Annotated in this window: 11 protein-coding genes; 10 read left to right on the top strand and 1 reads right to left on the bottom strand. The window is 56.3% G+C overall.

All coding sequences use genetic code 11. The features are described from left to right. Positions 1–46 precede the first annotated feature (46 nt). The 10 genes from FEF15_RS08845 to FEF15_RS08800 all read left to right on the top strand — a co-directional run bounded on the left by FEF15_RS08845 (position 47) and on the right by FEF15_RS08800 (position 17,119). Positions 47–3,313 carry a DUF499 domain-containing protein gene (locus FEF15_RS08845; RefSeq protein WP_163558801.1) on the top strand — a complete coding sequence of 1,089 codons (3,267 nt, stop codon included), beginning with the start codon at positions 47–49 and terminating at the stop codon, positions 3,311–3,313. Positions 3,314–3,322: 9 nt separating this feature from the next. Further along, positions 3,323–3,955 (top strand): hypothetical protein, encoded by a 633-nt coding sequence (locus tag FEF15_RS08840; RefSeq protein WP_163558800.1) that lies wholly within the window; start codon positions 3,323–3,325, stop codon positions 3,953–3,955. Positions 3,956–4,073: 118 nt separating this feature from the next. Then, positions 4,074–7,319, top strand: coding sequence for a DUF1156 domain-containing protein (locus FEF15_RS08835; RefSeq protein WP_163558799.1), 3,246 nt, complete (start codon positions 4,074–4,076; stop codon positions 7,317–7,319). Between the two features lie 12 nt (positions 7,320–7,331). Further along, positions 7,332–8,726: a DUF3696 domain-containing protein gene (locus tag FEF15_RS08830; protein ID WP_163558798.1), complete on the top strand. Its 1,395-nt coding sequence runs from the start codon at positions 7,332–7,334 to the stop codon at positions 8,724–8,726. Beyond that, positions 8,723–9,262 (top strand): hypothetical protein, encoded by a 540-nt coding sequence (locus FEF15_RS08825; protein WP_163558797.1) that lies wholly within the window; start codon positions 8,723–8,725, stop codon positions 9,260–9,262. The genes FEF15_RS08830 and FEF15_RS08825 overlap by 4 nt, the downstream gene beginning before the upstream one ends. Beyond that, positions 9,255–9,938 (top strand): RNA ligase family protein, encoded by a 684-nt coding sequence (locus FEF15_RS08820; RefSeq protein WP_163558796.1) that lies wholly within the window; start codon positions 9,255–9,257, stop codon positions 9,936–9,938. Before FEF15_RS08825 ends, FEF15_RS08820 begins: the two co-directional genes overlap by 8 nt. 32 nt (positions 9,939–9,970) lie before the next feature. Further along, a complete protein-coding gene (locus tag FEF15_RS08815) occupies positions 9,971–11,671 on the top strand; it encodes a DUF262 domain-containing protein (protein ID WP_163558795.1) in 1,701 nt (566 codons plus the stop codon). A 15-nt stretch (positions 11,672–11,686) separates the two neighbouring features. Continuing rightward, positions 11,687–15,466 carry a helicase-related protein gene (locus FEF15_RS08810; RefSeq protein WP_163558794.1) on the top strand — a complete coding sequence of 1,260 codons (3,780 nt, stop codon included), beginning with the start codon at positions 11,687–11,689 and terminating at the stop codon, positions 15,464–15,466. A 193-nt stretch (positions 15,467–15,659) separates the two neighbouring features. Continuing rightward, positions 15,660–16,520: a DUF4747 family protein gene (locus FEF15_RS08805; protein WP_205598505.1), complete on the top strand. Its 861-nt coding sequence runs from the start codon at positions 15,660–15,662 to the stop codon at positions 16,518–16,520. A 38-nt stretch (positions 16,521–16,558) separates the two neighbouring features. Further along, a complete protein-coding gene (locus FEF15_RS08800) occupies positions 16,559–17,119 on the top strand; it encodes a hypothetical protein (protein WP_163558792.1) in 561 nt (186 codons plus the stop codon). A gap of 239 nt (positions 17,120–17,358) precedes the next feature. On the opposite strand, the gene FEF15_RS19245 is transcribed toward FEF15_RS08800, so the two are convergent. Next, positions 17,359–17,777, bottom strand: a 419-nt coding sequence (locus tag FEF15_RS19245) for a hypothetical protein (protein ID WP_205598504.1), incomplete at its 5' end; no start/stop codon positions are given.

The following is a 17,777-nucleotide window of genomic DNA, read 5'->3' as shown; positions in this document are numbered from 1 at the left end:
TGCTGGGGAAAGCCACTCCGGCCAGCTGCACTGCAGGGAGCAATCGATGCGAGACGTCCTGTCCACCTGTCAGCCACGCCCCGAGATCCTGGCGGGCACCTTTAATCCCGAGATCTTCACGGCCAGCCTGAGCCGCGTGCTGAATGACTATCGCAAGGGCGAAGCCCGAGAAGGGGCCAACTCGCTCTACTCCGACCCCGTGGCCTTCTTCCGGGATGCCACGCATCCGACCCAGGGCCTCTGTACGATTCTGGATAACGCCCTGGCCAGGCTGACCAACGGCGACCTGTCGCGCCCGGCCATGCAGCGCCTGGATACCGCCTTCGGGGGCGGTAAAACCCACACCCTGATCGCCCTGGCCCATGCAGCCATGCAGGGCCAGCCGCTGGCAGAGCACATGACCGGCATCCTGGCCCCCGAGCGTTTGCCGGAGCCGGGCCAGGTTCAGGTGGTTGGAATCATCGGTGACACCGTGGACACGCTGCGGGAAACCGCCGGAGGCTCGTCTAGCAAACCCAACACCTTATGGTGGCAAATCGCCCAGCAGACCCTTTCATCCGACCAGCAGGCTTCCATCCAGGCGCGCCTCGATGATGCCTCGGCGCCGGCCTCGGATGAGTTTTTCGAGACGCTGTTCGGCGAACGGCCGACGCTGATTATCGTCGATGAGATCGCTCAGTACCTGTCCCGGATGGAAGCGGCCTTCCCCGGTGTGGGTGCCGAGCAGACTGCTGCCTTCCTGATGTCGCTTTCGACCTACGCGGCTGGCAAGCCCAACGTGGCCGTTGTGCTGAGCCTGGCCTCGGCAACCAATGCTTTCGGCGATTTCAATAAGCTGATCCGCAAGCTGCAGTCCACGCACAGCATGAGCTCGGCAGAAGCGGAGGCCGTGGTTCGCGAGGCACAGCGCGGCGTGCTGGACGTAGTCAACCGCACCTCTGAGGCCACGACGCCGGTTCAGGAAGGCGACCTGTCGCGGATCATGGCCAAGCGCCTGTTCGTGTCAGTCGACCTGGAGGCGGCCAACGAGGTGGCCTCGGCGTTCATCGAGACCTATCGCCAGGCAGGCACCGACCTGCCAGCCGGGGCCAACGACCCACAGCTGCACGATCGACTGGTGGCGCACTACCCCTTCCACCCGACGCTGATCGAGTTTCTCTCCGAGGAGCTAGCCCAGGTCGAGAGCTTCCAGGGGACCCGAGGGCTGCTGCGCACCCTGGCACGGGCCGTGCGTCGCATTTGGGAAGCCAAGCTCGCTATACCGTTGATCCAGACCGGCCATATCGACCTCTCAGATGGCACCATCCGCAGTGAGCTGCTGGGCAAGACGGACAACACCGATTTCGTCGCCGTGCTCGACTCCGACATCAGCAAGGCCTCAGGCACCCAGACCACCAGCCGTACCGTGGCCGGCGAGCTGGACGCCGCCAACCCCCACCCCGATGGCTATCCGGTGCACGAGTGGGCCTGGCGCGTGGTCTTCCTGCACAGCTTGATTGGTCGCGGGGGTGGTCTTCAGGACGAGAAGTTCGGCATCGACATGACCTCGGCGGTCTATGAGATGGCCTCACCCGCCATCAAGCCGGCCACCGTGCGCTCCGCCCTGGAAACCATCGAGCGTGAAGCGAACTACCTCCGCGAACGCAACGGTCGGCTGTATGCAGACACGGTACCGACGCTCAACAACATCCTCCGTCGCATTGAGGGCAACGTGGCCTACGCGGAGGCTATGAACCGCGTTGAGCAGGTCGTTCGAGGCCTGATCAAGCAGTCGTCCGTGTTCGATATCCATCCCAATATCGATGATGGCGAAGGGATTCCCGACAAGACGCGCAAGCCGCAGCTGGGCGTCATCGCCTTCGAGGTGGAAGAGCTCGATCCAGCGCGCTTTATCGAGCGCCGTGGCGAGGCAGTTCGCGAGTACCAGAACCAGGTGTTCCTGCTGGCTCCTAGCACCACCCACATTGCTGGTTCGACCTGGACGGAAGCGCGTACTCACCAGGAGCACCGCACCCGGCAGAACATTCTGACCCTGGCGCGCAAGGCCATCGCCGTGGAGCGCCTCAAGGAAAATCCCGAGAATTGGGGTGTCAGTCATGACCAGCTGCAGAAGGGGGAGTTCAAGGAGCGGGCCGCCAAGAGCCCGGCCGAGCTGCGCACGGCCATCGATGAAGCCTATCGTTTCCTGATCTATCCGGGCCGGGACGGTGGCCGCGTAGTGGTGCGCGATCTTGGCAAGCGTGGTGCCGGTCCCACCGCGGGCGGCTCCAGCGGCTTGCACCTGGAAGACGCCATTCTCAAGCAGCTGGCCGAGGAAGGGGAGCTGATCACTGAGGAACGTGCCTCCACCGCAGAAGCGGCAACGCTCCTCGGTAAGCTGTTCTTCGAGAGCCTCAAGCAGGTCAACGTCAGTGACCTCGTGGAGCGCTTCGCGACGCGCCGCAACTGGCCGATTCTTCAACGCCCTGCGCTGCTGGCTACCGTGCTGGTGGAAGGCGCCAAGCGCAGCAGCTGGTGTCTGGGTCACATGCCCGACAAGAAGGCCCACAAGCCCGATGCCCTCTATCACAAGGACAACCCGCCGCCGCTGACGGTGGAGCCCCTTGAGAATGACGGCGAAGGCTGGATCCTCTGCACCAAGGAGCATGCCAAGCAGCTGGGCTGGTTGGAGAGCATCGTACGCGACCCCAACACCGTCGCCGCCTGGATCGAGCAGACCATCCAGAGCCGCGATCAGGTCGATCTCAGCCAGCTACCGCAGATCATCGAGCAGGAGCACGACAAGGTCGATCCACACGTCTACCAGCAGCAGCTGGAGAACCTCTTCGCTCACCGGCAACTGGCGGCCTATCCGCAGGAAGCCTTCAATGAGGAGGGTGACGCCGACCCCGAGAAGGCCATGACGGGTGATACTGTACCCGTAGGCGGCGTAACGGGGGGCATCGTGGTGCCCTACCAGACGGCCCAGGCGCGGGGCTGGATCAGCAAGCCCAAGGTCGAGAACCGCGCGTTCCTGCTGCGCGCACCCGACAAGGTCAAGCAGCTCTTCAACCTGCTCTCCGGCACCGGGCTGGCCCAGTCCAAGACCGAAGTGCAGATGCTGCAGATCCTGGCGGAAACCCCCGACAAGGGCCGTTTCCAGCTGGCCATGGGCCCTACCAGCGTGGGCGCTCTGGTCGAAAGCCGCGCCCTGTTCGCGGCCCTGAACAGCCGCTTGCGCTTTACTACAGAACAGCATCAGGTCCGTCTGACTCTGGGTGAGCTGGATCAGAACTGCAAGTTCACCAAGCTGCTCGAGCAACTGGAAGGATAAACACGACCGATGGCCACCCCTGCCACCAAGGCGGCGCCCCGGGCCCGCCGCAAGAGCTCACAGGCCGATGAAGCGCAGCTGGCCAAGCTGGCTAGGCGCTCGCCCTATGTGCTGCGCCTGACCCGCCACAAGGATCTGCCGCCTCCGGTGCTGGTCGTGAAGGAGCGCATCGCCCCGGAAGATCGCGACGATACCGAAGGGCTGACCAACCCCCGGGCAAAGCACGTCGAGCGCGGTACCCTGCATGGCGAAAGCGTGCGTGCCTGCTTGCCAGTGCTCAAGCGCATTCTCGAGGAGGTCAAGGACGAGCAGGGCATCCCTCTCGGCCTAGAACGCTTCATGTCGGTCCAAGGCCTGAAACAGACCGATATCAACTTCCCCTTGGATGAAGCCGCCGGCGCACGCCTGGCGCTGTTCTTCCGCCTGCAGACCAAGGTGAAGGACGTCGATCGCATAGAGCTGATCGGCCGCCGGGTGGCGATGTTTTCGCGGGAAGAGGCCGTGTACTGGCTGGCCAACGTCACCACCGCCGATCCAGCCCTGCGCAGCTGGGCCACCAGCGGGCTGCGCATGCTGCTGTGTGGTGAGGCCGGTGACAAGCGCGTGTCGCGTATCCTGGAAAAAGTGCGTGCCCGTGGCTGATGGATAAAAATCGAAGTGGCCCGCAGGGCGGGGCAGCCATTGGCAGCGTAAAGCGCCAAGAATGAATGATCAGCCAGGCCTATTGCCTGGCTGTCGCCTTGTTTGAGGAAGCAACAGTATGGATGTCAACGAGTCAGGCCTGATAGAGGCCAGCATACCGCCCACCTACGCCGGATCATCCCTGATCGACGACCAGCGTCTGATCGAAGCCGGCTTTCCCTGTCACCAGGTGGGAGCGGAAACCCAGCGTGAAAAAGGTGCTAGCAATGTCATGCCGCCCATTTTTTACTTGCATGTCTGGTGGGCGCGTCGACCGCTGACTCCTAGCAGGGCGGCAGTATTAGCGTCGTTGTTGCCTGCGGACGCGGATCCAGAACAGTTTATTCGTGATCTTGGTATGGTGCGTTGGCGGGCCAAGCTAGAAGGGCAGCACTGGACGGTGACTGGCGATACCATCACCAAGCGGCTTTACCAGGAAGAGGATGGCGCCTGGGTGCTACCCGTTGACAAGACGGTGCTCAAGGCCATGGACAAGGAGCAACAGCGTCGCGAAACCTGCCGAGAGATGATCGACCAGTTGGAACAGGCAAGCCCCGAGTTCCAGGAAGACCCCGTGGTGCAGGGTTGGAAGGCAGATGTCCAGGAGCTGCCCACCATGGGCGTCTATGTCGGTGCCAAGCTGGAGGTTGTGCAAGCGACGGCTGATCCGGCCGGCGTCAAGGAAAAGATCGAGTTTGCCAAGCGGGCCGACGTTAAGAAGATCCTTGGCAAGGCCATTCGCTGGGATCCAGAGGACTCATACGGTTACTCCCGCGCCTTTGCTACGCCAATCGAGCCGCTTCCTAAACATCAGCGCAAGGTGGTGCTGGACCCTACCTCGGGTGGCGGCTCGATCCCCTTCGAGGCGCTGCGTCTCGGCCATAAGGTGATCGCAAATGAGCTCAACCCGGTAGCAAGCGTTATCCTCAAGGCGACGCTCGATTATCCGGTGCGCTTCGGTGAAAGCCTGCTGGATGATATTCAGGAGTGGGGGGAGCGGCTCAGGAAAAAAGTCGAGGCTCGGATGGAACCCTTTACCCCCTTCGGACCCATTCCTACAGATCAACGCGCTCAACTGGAATCGCACCTCCATAAGCATCCTGAGCTGGTGGAAGAGTATGCGACTGAGCATGATCATCAAGGCCTTCTATTTTGTCGTCAGGTTACTTGCCCCCATTGTGAAGGCGATGCGCCATTGCTAAACGCATTGTGGCTTGCAAAGCAAGATGGTCAATGGGGTGTATTAGTCAAACCTCAACCAGATAAAACAGTACGGTTCGAACCGTTCGAGATGACGGCTGATAACAGCGGCCTCAGTGTCGAAGATCTGGATGCTGGTACCGTAACCCGTGGTGTCGGCCAGTGCATCCACTGCCACCAGGCTATCCCCGGCGACGAGATCAAGCGTCAGGCCCGCGGCGAATCCGAATATGGCAATTGGCAAGATGTGCTCTACTGTGTAGCTGCTATCCGCATAGAGCCCAAGCTGGATAAGCACGGCAAAGTGCAGCGCTATGCTAGTGGTGAGCGTAAAGGTGAGGTAAAAACGCAAAAGATCCGATACTTCCGCGCGCCTAATCAGTCCGACCTGGAAGCTTTGCAGGCCGCCGCGCAGGAATTGGAAGAACGTCGCCTGGATTTCGAGATGAAAGGCTTGGTGCCGAACGAACCAATCCCTGCAGGCAGCAAGACAAGTGAACCCATGCGTTATGGCATGAATAGTTGGGAGGAAATGTTCACGCCTCGTCAACTGTTGGGTCACCTCACGGTGATGGAAGCCTTGCACGATGCCAAACCAAAAATAATCGAAGCGGTAGGCGAAGAGAGGGGTAAAGCTGTCATTACCTACTTGCAGTTTATGCTCGATAAAGTGACCGACTACAACAGTCGACAGACCCGCTGGGAGTATACTCGCGGTGTGGTAAAGGGAGGGTTTGGTCGGCATGACTTCTCGCTAAAATGGACTTTTGGAGAAATGACCTATGCGGGGGCTTCGTCTGCATTACGATGGGGTGGAAGGCAGGTTGCAAAAGCATATGGAGAGCTGTGCGACGCTTGCGCTGAGCTAGATAAATTGAGCGGTGATTACCTTCCGTCTATAACTCGCGGTTCGGCAGCCGATATGTCATATATCGGTGATTGTAGTGTCGATGCTGTCGTTATGGACCCTCCTTACTACGATAATGTGCAGTACAGTGAGCTATCAGATTTTTACTATGTGTGGCATAAGCGTTCTTTGGGTGACCTCTATCCGGGCTGGTTCGACCATGAGGTAACTGACAAGTCGCAGGAAGCCGTTGCCAACCCGGCTCGTGATGGCTCGGCCAAGAGTGCCAAAGCACGCTATGAAGAGCTGATGCAGGGAATCTTTGCCGAGAGCAAGCGGGTGCTCAAGCCGGAAGGCATCATGACCCTGATGTTTACCCACAAAAGCTCCGATGCCTGGGAAACTCTGACCAATGCCTTGATCCAGTCAGGTTGGGACATTACGGCCTGTATGCCGGTCGAGTCGGAAAGCGGCTACTCTACCCACCAGATGAATATGGCTTCGGCAGCGTCGACCATCTTTATCGCCTGCCGCCCGGCTGACCGCCGCGATCGCGAGCCCTCCAGCTGGGCCTACGAGGTCAAGGGCAAGCTGGAAAACGCGGTGCGAGCAGGCTTGGACGAGTTCGAGCGCCTCAAGCTCAATCCCGTTGACCGCATGATCGCCTCCTGGGGGCGAGCCCTGCGCGTCTACTCCGCCCACTGGCCGGTGCAGGATGGCGATGAAGACGTACCGCCCACCCGCGCCATGCAGGAAGCGGCCCGCGTGGTGGCCGAGGAAGAGGTCAGCCGCCTTTCCGGTGGCTTGGTCACCGTCGATGACCTGGACGCCGAATCCCGCCTGGCCGTGATCGCGCTCGGCATCAACGGCTTGGGCGATTTCGCCTTCGATGACGCCCTGCAGATGAGCCGCTCACTCAGCTTCCACTTGAAGAACCGTAACGGTAACTACCGCGTCAGCGACGATGTGGTGGCTTACGCCAACGTCGGAGAGAGTGAGCGTGCAGCCCCGCTGGCTATCAAGGGCAACAAGCTGTGCCTGCTTAAGCCAGATGAACGGGCCGCTTCTCGCATGGAGAACCCGCAGACCCTGTGGGATGTGCTGGGTGGCCTGATTGTCACCTACCGCGACGGCGGCATCGTGGCAGCGCGTAACTTCTTGACCCAGCATGGCAAGCGCGACAGCGGCGCCCTGCGTGGCCTACTTAAAGTGTGGGCCAAGGAGTGCCGCGACGACGAGCTCAAGCGTGAAGCCCAGATGATCGACTACGAGCTGTAAGGAGAGAGGCCCATGCTGACTGAGCTGCGACTGCAGAATTTTAAGGCCTGGAGGGATACCGGGCCCATGCGCCTGGCGCCGCTGACGGTGATCTTCGGCACTAACAGCTCAGGTAAATCGAGCCTGGGCCATCTCCTGTTGGCCCTCAAGCAGACCGTGCTGCTGACCGACCGCAAGCGCTCACTGCACCTGGGGGACGACAACTCGCTGATTGACCTCGGAACCTTCGAGGACTGCTTATATGACCATGATCTCTCCAGGCTATTGAGCTTTGCGTTGAGCTGGAAGAGTCGTGGCGAGCTGGTTCTGAAGGACATTCTCGATCCGTCTGCAACCTTCCAGGGCGATGAGCTGACCCTGATGGCTGAGATCGGAGCCAGTAAGAACGAGCAACCCGATACGCGCCGCTTTACTTACACCCTGCATCAGCAGGGTCAGGAGGAACTGATAGCCAGTCACGGTCGCCGCGATGGCAAGCTGTTTCTGGACTGCCATCCGCTGCGTTTGGTCCATGCACAGGGCAGGAATTGGGGCGTCGAGGCGCCAGAAAAGTTCTACCGCTTTTCTGACAAGACGTTGTCGCGCTATCAGAACGCACACTTCCTCACCGATTTCGTGCTGGAAGCCGAGCACCTTCTGGAGAACTTTTATCACTTGGGACCGCTACGGAGCCCACCCAAGCGAGTCTATCCCTGGTCAGGAGATACGCCGCCCGACGTAGGAGCCGAAGGCGAGCAGACCATACCGGCGATCCTGGCAGCTACCCAGCAAGGCCGGAAGCTGAATCGTGGCCCCAAGCAGAAGTATCAGCCGTTCGATACCTTCATTGCCGGCTGGCTGAAGGATCTTGGGATAATCCACGAGTTCAAGGTTGAGCCCATCGCGACCGGTCGCAAGGAGTATGAGGTACTGATCCAGGCTCATGGCAGTGCCCCCTGGGTCAAGCTGACCGATGTGGGTTTCGGTGTGTCGCAAGTTCTGCCTGCCCTGGTGCAGGCGTTCTATGCCCCGTCGAACTCGGTGCTATGGATGGAGCAGCCCGAGATACATCTACACCCTCGCGTTCAGGCCAATCTGGCGGATGCCTTCATCAGCGCGATCCAAGCGCGAGAGGACGGCGAAAATCGCAATACCCAACTGATCATCGAGAGCCACTCCGAGCACTTCCTCAATCGTCTGCAGCGACGTATCGCCGAAGGCGAGCTGGCACCCTCCGAGGTGGCAATCTATTTCGTTACGCGTAACAGACACGGCGCTCATCTCGAGCCGCTGAGCATCAATGAGTATGGTGATATCGAGAATTGGCCCGACGACTTTTTCGGCGACGACATGGAGGATATCACTCAGCGTGCGCTCGCCGCCGCCCGCAAGCGTAAGGCCCATAAGGCACAGGGAGCCGATGCATGACACGTGCCGTGGTCGATACCAATGTGCTGCTGGTGGCGAATGATGATCATGAAGGCGTTTCAGAGGAGTGCCTCATTGCCTGTATCGAGGCCATTGATGAGATTCGCCGTCGGGGTGTAGTAGTCATCGATGACGAGTGGAAGATACTAGGTGAGTACCATCACAAGTTGAACCCCAACAAAGGCCAGCCCGAGCCTGGGGATGCCTTTCTCAAGTGGCTGCTGCAGCGCCAGGCCAATACGAGACATGTCGCTCAGGTGCCGGTGACAGAAACGGCACAGGACTGGTTCGAGGAGTTCCCCGATCACGACCTCCAGGAGGAGTTCGATCCACCGGATCGCAAATTTATCGCCGTGGCAGCCGCCGACGATGGCAACCCGCGCGTGCTTCAGGCTGCTGACTGCAAATGGTTGAGCTGGTGGCCGCAGCTTGCTGAGGCGGGGGTTCGTTTCCGCTTCGTGTGCCCCAAGGATGTGAAGCGCTTCTACCGCGGTAAGTTCGACGGCCCTGTTCCGGAGCTTCCTGAGGATGAGTGAGTTCTTCCGCTACCCCCATACACCACACCTTGCCTGGCTCGGCGAGAGCGAGCCCCGCGACGACAAGCTGCTCGATCCGCCGGATGTGGAGGAACTCCTGGCGAGTGAGGTGCTGGGCGAGGAAAAGCTCGACGGTGCCAACCTGGGCATTTCCTGGGGGGAAGATAGCCAGCTGCGTGCGCAGAACCGTGGTGCCTACCTTGAGGCGCCTTACCGCGGCCAGTTCTCACGCCTGAACCAGTGGCTGATCCAGCACCTCGCGGTGTTCCAACAGAATTTACCCGATCACGTCATTCTTTTCGGCGAGTGGTGCGCTGCGCGCCACTCGCTGGATTATGCCGCCTTGCCGGATTGGTTCCTGATTTTCGATGTTTACGACCGTCAGGCCCAGCGATTCTGGAACCAAGATAGACGCAATGCCTTGGCAAGCCGGCTCGGCCTAGCTGTTGTGCCGCTACTCAAGCGAGGGAGTTTCACCGTCAAGGAGCTGGAAGCTCTGGTGCGCACCGGCCGCAGCGCCTACCGGGATGGCAAGCTGGAAGGCATCGTGATTCGCCAGGATGGGCCGCAGTGGTGCGAACGCCGCGCCAAACTGGTTCACCCCGATTTCGTGCAGCAGATCGAGACCCACTGGCGCTCACGTGCACTGGAGTGGAACGAGCTGGCAACGCATTAGATAACGATAATCGAAGAAGGAGTACGCTGGGAATGAGCTCTATCAAGGGAAGCGATCTAAAGCTGCATAAGGTATTGTCCAGTGACTTTGAATTTCATATACCGGAGTATCAGCGGCCCTATGCCTGGGAGGTAGAGCAGGCCGAAGAACTGTTTGATGATCTCTGGACCTTCATGGAACAGGAGGATAAGTCTGAAGAATATTTTCTTGGCAGCATTGTATTGGTCAAGGATGATCGAACAAACCGGGCTGACGTGGTCGATGGTCAGCAGCGACTGACGACTTTGACGCTCTTGCTTGCAGCAATTCGTGATCGGTTGAGGGCAATTGATGAGTGGAAGGGAGCTTTTGATGATTTTGTCATGGAGCCTGGAAGCCGTGCCTTGGGTCTAGAAGCAAAGCCTCGGTTGTTTCTGCGTACTCGTGACCAGGATTTTTTCAATCGGTATGCACAGACCCCCGGCAGCATGGGCGACTTGGTGAAGCTCGACAAGAGCCGGTACCGGGACTCTCAGTTGAACATCATTCAGAACGGATGTTACTACTTGGAGAGGCTTGGTAATCTGGACGACGAGCAGGTAGGTCGCTTTGGTCAGTTCATCGTTCGTAACTGTATTCTTGTGCTTGTCTCAACTGAAAGTTTCAAGTCAGCCTACCGCATCTTCTCAGTGATGAACGATCGCGGCCTGGATCTCGAGCCTTCAGACATCCTCAAGGCGAACATCATCAGCGGCATCGGGGAGCGTGAGAGGACCCAGTATACCGAGCTTTGGGAAGATGCTGAGGTCAGGCTGAGCAGAAAAGGTTTCAATGATCTGATTGCGCACATTCGCATGATATTTCGAAAGGAAAAATATCGGCGCTCCGTGCTGGATGAATTCAACGACTATGTCGTCAAGGAAGTGCCCGGAAGCAAGGCCTTGATGGATTCAGTCATTCTTCCCTATGCCGATGCGTTTGAGGTGATCAAGAACCGGTCTTATGTCAGCACAGATAGAGCCGACAATATCAACGAGCTTTTCAGCTGGCTACATCGAGTCAATAACATGGACTGGGCGCCAGTGGCCATGGAGTTTGTCCGTCGCTTTGACGGAGACTCTGAAACTCTAGAAAAGCATTTGGTGAAACTTGAGCGCTTAGCCGCGAGCATGTTCATTCGAGGAGTTTATGTAACACCACGCGTTGAGCGCTACGGCCGAGTTCTGACGGAGCTTGAAGCCGGAAAGAACCTCTTGGAGAAGGGCTCCTCTCTCGACTTGACTCCTCAGGCACAGAAGGAAACGCTGGAGCGATTGAACGATAACGTCTATGACTATCCAGCTTTGCTTCGCATGTACATCATGCTCAGGATGGACTCTTTTCTGGCTGCAACGAACGTAAGCTACAAACACCAGACCACGACGATCGAGCATGTTCTGCCACAGAATCCGAGTGATGGCTCCCAATGGCTGAACGATTGGTCTGAAGCGCAGCGCGAGTATTGGGCGAATCGTCTTGGTAACCTTGTTCTGCTATCACGCCAGAAGAATTCAGAAGCGTCAAACTACGACTTTGACCTCAAGAAGAAAAAATACTTCCAGACCCGCAACGGGGTTTCACTATATGCCTGCTCGACTCAGGTGCTGAATCATGCGAAGTGGACTGAGCAAGAGGTCAAGGCCAGGCACCAGGACTTGCTGAACGTTTTTGCCAGAAACTGGCAGCTTCAGGGCCTTGATCTCTTCATCAGTTAACTCACGGAGGCAGCCATGTCATTACGCGATTACCCTTGGGAGCCCAGCTACGCCACCTCCGATATCCGCGAGGATGGCAAGCTGGTCGATGTGCTGCACGACTTCTATATCCCGGCGCTGAGGCGGTCGAACCACTATGATCGTGTCGCCGGCTATTTCACGTCCTCTTCGCTTGCAGCGGCATCACAAGGGTTTTCGCGTTTCGTCGAGAATGGTGGTGTGGCGCGCCTCGTGGTAGGCATGCAGCTCGACCCTGAAGATGCCGCCGCGATTCTGCAAGGCGATGAGCAGCGTGCCAGTCAGGTGATGCTGGCTGAGCTAGAGTCCTCCCAACAATGGCCCACCGCATTACGTCATGGCGTCGAACTGTTGGCATGGATGGTGGCTAATGGCCATCTGGCCATTCGAGTGGGGCTACGTGTGCATGCTCAGAACGGAACCCCACAGTCCATGGACTTTGCCCAAGATGGCTACCTGCATGAGAAGTGGGCGATTATTGGCGATGGCCAGGATGAGCTATTCATTTCGGGTTCGTTGAACGAATCTCGAACGGCGCTTGCCATCAATGCCGAAAACATCACCGTCCAGCCCTCGTGGGAAGAGTGGAATCGCAAGCTCTTCGCACAAAAGCATCGCAGCTTTCTCGCTCTTTGGGAGGGGAAGCATCCTGCTATCAAGACGTTCTCTCTGCCTGAAGCGGTCAAGGCCGAGCTGGTGAAAATCGTCAGTAGCACCAGTGGGCTGTTTGAGATCGATGGCACGCCCATGTCGCGGGATCCACATGAAGTCCGTGAAAAAGACGAGCTCAAGCCCAGCCTATCCGAGCGCCTTCACTTCGCCATGATCCGCCTGGCACCATTGCTTCCTGGTGGCGAGCGAGTCGGGATCGAGACCACACCCATCGAGCCCTGGCCGCATCAGTGCTTCGTTGCCAGCCGCTTGCTGGCCACCTATCCACGTAACCATCTGCTCTGTGATGAGGTAGGTCTCGGCAAGACCATCGAGGCGGGCCTGGCTTTCCGCGCCTTATGGCTCAGTGGTCGTGCAAGGTCGATTCGGGTGTTCGCGCCTGCCTCGCTCACCTCACAGTGGCTGGTGGAGATGGCCGAGAAATTCTTCCTGCCTTTCGTGCGCCGTACCACACGGAAAGGACGCTGGGAGCGTCTTGACATGCTCAGCGGCGAGCCCATCCAGGGCGATGGCCAGATGTTCGATGCCCCGCTGGAGATCGTCTCTACTGGCCTGGTTATCAACCGCCATGGAGGGAGATTGCTGGCGGACTTGCCAGAGACGGATCTGGTGCTGGTGGATGAGGCCCACAAGGCCAGGCGCCAGACGCCCGATAATCAAACCTCCATGCCTCGCTTCAACAAGCTCTATCAGGAGCTGCAGGGCTCGCTGTATGGCAAGTCACGGACCTTGCTGCTGGCCACGGCGACACCGATGCAGCTCAACCGGGTCGAGGCCTTTGATCTGCTGAAGCTGATGCCTTCTGCCGGCGCCGTACAGTTCTCCGAAGACCTATGCGAGATCTTCTACCGGGTGCGCGACAAGCTTCTCAACAATGAGCCCATGGCTGACTATGAAAAGGAATGGCTTCGCCACTACCTGAACAACGTCCGTGCATCATCACCTGAGCAGTGGCAGTTCGTGTATGAGCATGTGCTCTCTACCTTTGGTAAGAGCGGTTTGGATGACTTTGTGGAGCGCTGGGAGGAGCCCATTTTTGGCTGGGACGAGGTGCAACCGGCGCTGAGCCTGCTGGCACCGCTTGGCCGGAGCATGCTTCGGCATACCCGCTCGCTGCTGCGCGCCTATCAGCGAGAAGGCCTACTGAACGCCAATCTGGCTTGGCGGGATGTGCAACCTAGTATCATCTCTCTTTCAGGGGTGGAACGTGAGGTCTACGACCAGCTCCAGGAATACTGTGCTGAACTGGCGAGCCACATGGCGGCTAACATGGAAGAGGGGCGACAGCGGGCAGCTATCGGCTTCTACCTCAGCTTTCTGCGCCTTCGTTATGCATCCTCCTTCTATGCCTTGCGCTGCTCTCTCGAGCGGCGACTGGAAAAGATCCAGCAGACCCTCGACCACAAGGCGCAGCAGTTCGCAAATAGCGACGCCGACCGCGAAGAGTTGGAAGAGCTGCGTGATGAAGAGGTCGAAGGGTTGGTCCTCAAGCATCGCACCGAAAGCGACCTGACGTGGGAGCAAGGCGCCGTAGCTCGATTGATTGCTACTATGGAACGGCTACCGACGACTCCGTCTAAGATGCAGCGGTTGCTGAAGGACATCGAAAAGCGACGAACCAATAGCACCGACCGTGTACGGCAGTTGGTGCTGTTTACACGCTACGCCGATACCATGAACTATCTCCATGGTAAGTTAAGAGAGCTTCTTCCTGGCTGCCCAATCGGCACTTTCTCCGGAGCTGGTGGCACCCTGCGTCGTGCTGGTGAGTACCATCCTGAAAGGCTTGATCGCACGACGATCAAACAACGTTTCGTCGCTGGCAACATCGACATCTTGTTGTGTACGGATGCGGCAGCAGAAGGCTTGAACCTGCAAAGCGCCGACTTGCTGATCAACTTCGACCTTCCGTGGAATCCGATGATGCTGGAGCAGCGTATCGGCCGCATCGATCGTATCGGTCAGCATCACGAGCACATCCACGTGTTGAACTACCTCTACCAGGATAGCGTGGAAGAGGTGGTGTACTCGCGCTTGGTCAGGCGTTTCCGTGCGGCGCTCACTGTATCCGGCGAGCTACAGTTCTCGTTATTGCCCATCCAGCCCGAGGATTTCGAGGATTACGCCAAGGCAGATGGTGAGGAAGGCAAGATCGACGAAGAAGAACTGATTCGTCGAGCCCAGCAGCATGCCGAGCGTATCAAGGAGCAACAACAGCTCACTGAGTTCAAGGCGGAAGAGCAGAAAGCGGCCTATGAGCATCTCGAGGCCCAGCGCCGTGCAGAGCCGATGCCGGCGACTCTGGAGGATATCTGGCGGGCCATTAGCGAGTGCCAGTATCTCAGGGCTCTGGGAGGCGGCATCGAAAGCTTCAAGCATGGAGATGCTTACCGGGTGGTCGCAGTCCCCGGGTTACCGAAGGAAGTATTGCTGACGACATCTCGTGAACTCTACGAGCATGGCCTAGGGCAGGAGGATCATCGCAGACTTCACTTTGCTACCTATGGTGACCCTGTCTTTGAGAAGCTGCTGGATTACATGCTGCAACCACTGGAAGCGGTGCAAGCCGCATGGCAGGCGCGCAAACCACTGGGATCGGTGCGCATAGCTGACCATGATCTGAACACCTCCGAGGAAGCCTTTGGCGTTGAAATTGGTGAAGAGAGTGAGATTGAGCTGGTAGAACGCTCCCTCCCAGCAGTGAAACGGCAAGATGACCGGATAGGGCGTCAGCAGAAGGTCATGCTGGATACCGTATCCGCCAGCCTCGCTGAGCTGAAGCTAAAATCCAATCCCGATACACCAAGCAATCAGATTGCTGAAATTGAGCGGTTCCAAGCTGATGTTAACAATCGACATGGGCAGCGAGTACATCTTAAATTCGATGCACCGGATCGCAGCGGGATGCTGGCATTGAAAGACAAGCTCCTGTGGCCAGTGTCATCAAGGGATGATGGACTTAAAGTTGATGCCGATCCTCTACTGCTTAGCGCAACTCGAGAGATCATATTTAGGCAGCTAGGGGATATAAAGAAAGACAGCAGGACTAGTCATGATGTAGCAAGGCGTTTAGATGACGGCGCAAGGCAGCTCCTGTTGGACTGAGTTAAAGCGAGGAAATCAAACACCCGGGCCCCGACAGATATTAGTGAACTCGGCAGCTTGCGTAAGTTGTTTTGAGGTGGATCTTGGGGTTGATTAGGTGTATTATTGGTGGCGAAAATTTTAATGGCTTGGGGCTGAATAAATGGCTGTATTTAAATATTACAACATCCAGCTTCTCCCGCTTGATTCGGGGGTGACCACTGAGATTGGAGAGAATGGATATAAAAAGTTTTTTGAAGGCCTTAAAGAAAAATTGTCTCATGCAAAATCAAAGAAAGAAATAGAGCTGGTTTCAAGTGCCTTGGCAAATAACTATTATCTTTGCCCTTTCTCAATCGATGTTAAAGAATCCTTTGCTTTTGGGAAGTTTATAAAATACCAGAAAGTCGAAAAAGTCAGCAATCTATATACTGGTGCTGATGAGTTCGAGGGAGGGAAAGGTAGCGTTAGTAAGAGTTATGAGTTTTTGTTTGCTTATGACTATGCTAACCATACTCTAGCAATCCAAAAAAAGGCAGGGCTGCCAAGTGCTAACCCTTTGATGGAGTGTCTTGATAAAATATTTTCTCCTGTGTGCGATAAACTATTCCCCGAGCATACATTGAAAATCAAAGAGCTAACATCAGCGGAATCTCTTGAGCGTGTCTATGAGGCTGACAATTACAAAAAAGTTGAGATTGATCTCACTTTTTCTAATTCGGCTGATTATGAGGATGAGATTATTGCTGACCTTGAGAAAGATTTAAAAGGAAATAATGTTCACACCCTATCCCATACAGAAAAACCAGAAAAGGGAAGTTACATGACAGGGTTGACAAAAATTTCCAAGGCTTTTCTACCATTGGCAACACGATTTGGAAATGCTACTGTTCGCTATATAAAAGATGGTGTTTCTGATACTTACAGAATGCTGGACTATCCCGTAGAATTACCAGTTCGAAAATCAAAAAATGAGACTTCTGAAGGTTTTTTGTACAGAGTTGCCATGTCTACCAGGCAGGCTAATGAAAAAACTAATATAGGAGAGAAGATAAAAAGAATGATTCGTGGGTAAGTGGAGCTATTTAATTCTAGCTCAATGGAGGGCTTAAGTTGGATATAAAGAAAATAAGAAGGGTGCCGATTTTTGGAGTTCTATTTCGGTACTTGAACCTTTATGTGGGTAAGGGAGACCCTAAATACCTTATTGAATTTTCTCCTTTTGAGTTATGGCTGTCGAGGTTGATAAAGCCGACGTCTTGGGTTGCAGTTATCTGTTTTGTTTTGATTTTTTTACAATATTTTTTAACAGAAAGTATTCCCGACTTTTCAGGTTTGGTTCTGTCTGCGTTTCCGAGTTTGCTAGGGTTCGGTATAGGTGTTTTTGCACTCCTTTTTGTATTACCTTCAAGTTTTTTGAGGGATTTAGATGAAAAAAAGAAAAAATCTGGCTTTGGCTCTACGATACTGATCGCAGACATGGCTTACCCTTTGACGTTTTTAACGTTTTCTTTGGCAGCTTCTCCTGTCATATCTGCCTTCGGCCAAGGATGGGTGGCGCAATTTTTCCATCTATTTATTTTTTTATATGGACTTGAGTTGGTGTTGGAACTGATTGGGGCTATTAGTTCAACAGCTATTAGGCTTTTCTTGAATGACGATTCAAAAAAATAGTTCTTCAGTCCTCATGTAGGTTTGCTGTTTTTTTAATTTTCCAGCTTCTGTCATTGACTGCAGCTTTTCGAATATGTCACCTCGGCGGTAGGCCGCTTGTATTCAGGATTTACAGTGGCGCTGCCGAGTATATCTAGCTTGATGTGTACTCGAATACCAACCAGCACGGTTTGAATCATTCGCCATGAATATCCTCGGCTGTTGGTAGTGATCCGCCAGCGCCGCAACTCGTACTGGGCTCACAGCTTCACGTTGGCCCCCTCAACGAACAGGTCATCGAAGAACGCCTTGCCGGCGTCGGCCAGCACAAGATTGCCCTTATCGTTGAAGAAGGCGATGTCGCGGTCCACTAGGGCGACCTTTGCCGCTTCCGGAAGCGGCTGTTCCATTTTGCAAGCCTTGAGGATCTGCGCCATGGTCGGGTCGTTGCCGATGCTCTCGAGTGTCTCTCGGGAGATGCCCGCCTCAGGGAGCGTCATGGCCTTGAACATGAAACCTTTTTCAAGCACACCTCGCCCGAGCACCAGCAATACCCCCTGAATCTGGCGGACTAATCCGCCGCTCTCTAGTTCCCTGCTGTCGTCGTCGGCCTGGGAGTGGCCCCCCACTGTCAAGCTAGTTGGAGTATCAGCGGCTGTTAGACTCTGAACGATGTGGG

Origin of the sequence: Halomonas sp. NO4, from assembly GCF_010994375.1 — a bacterium.
Lineage (GTDB): Bacteria > Pseudomonadota > Gammaproteobacteria > Pseudomonadales > Halomonadaceae > Halomonas.
The sequence above is the reverse complement of the archived record's forward strand: the minus strand, read 5'-3'. Positions and strand labels throughout refer to the sequence as shown.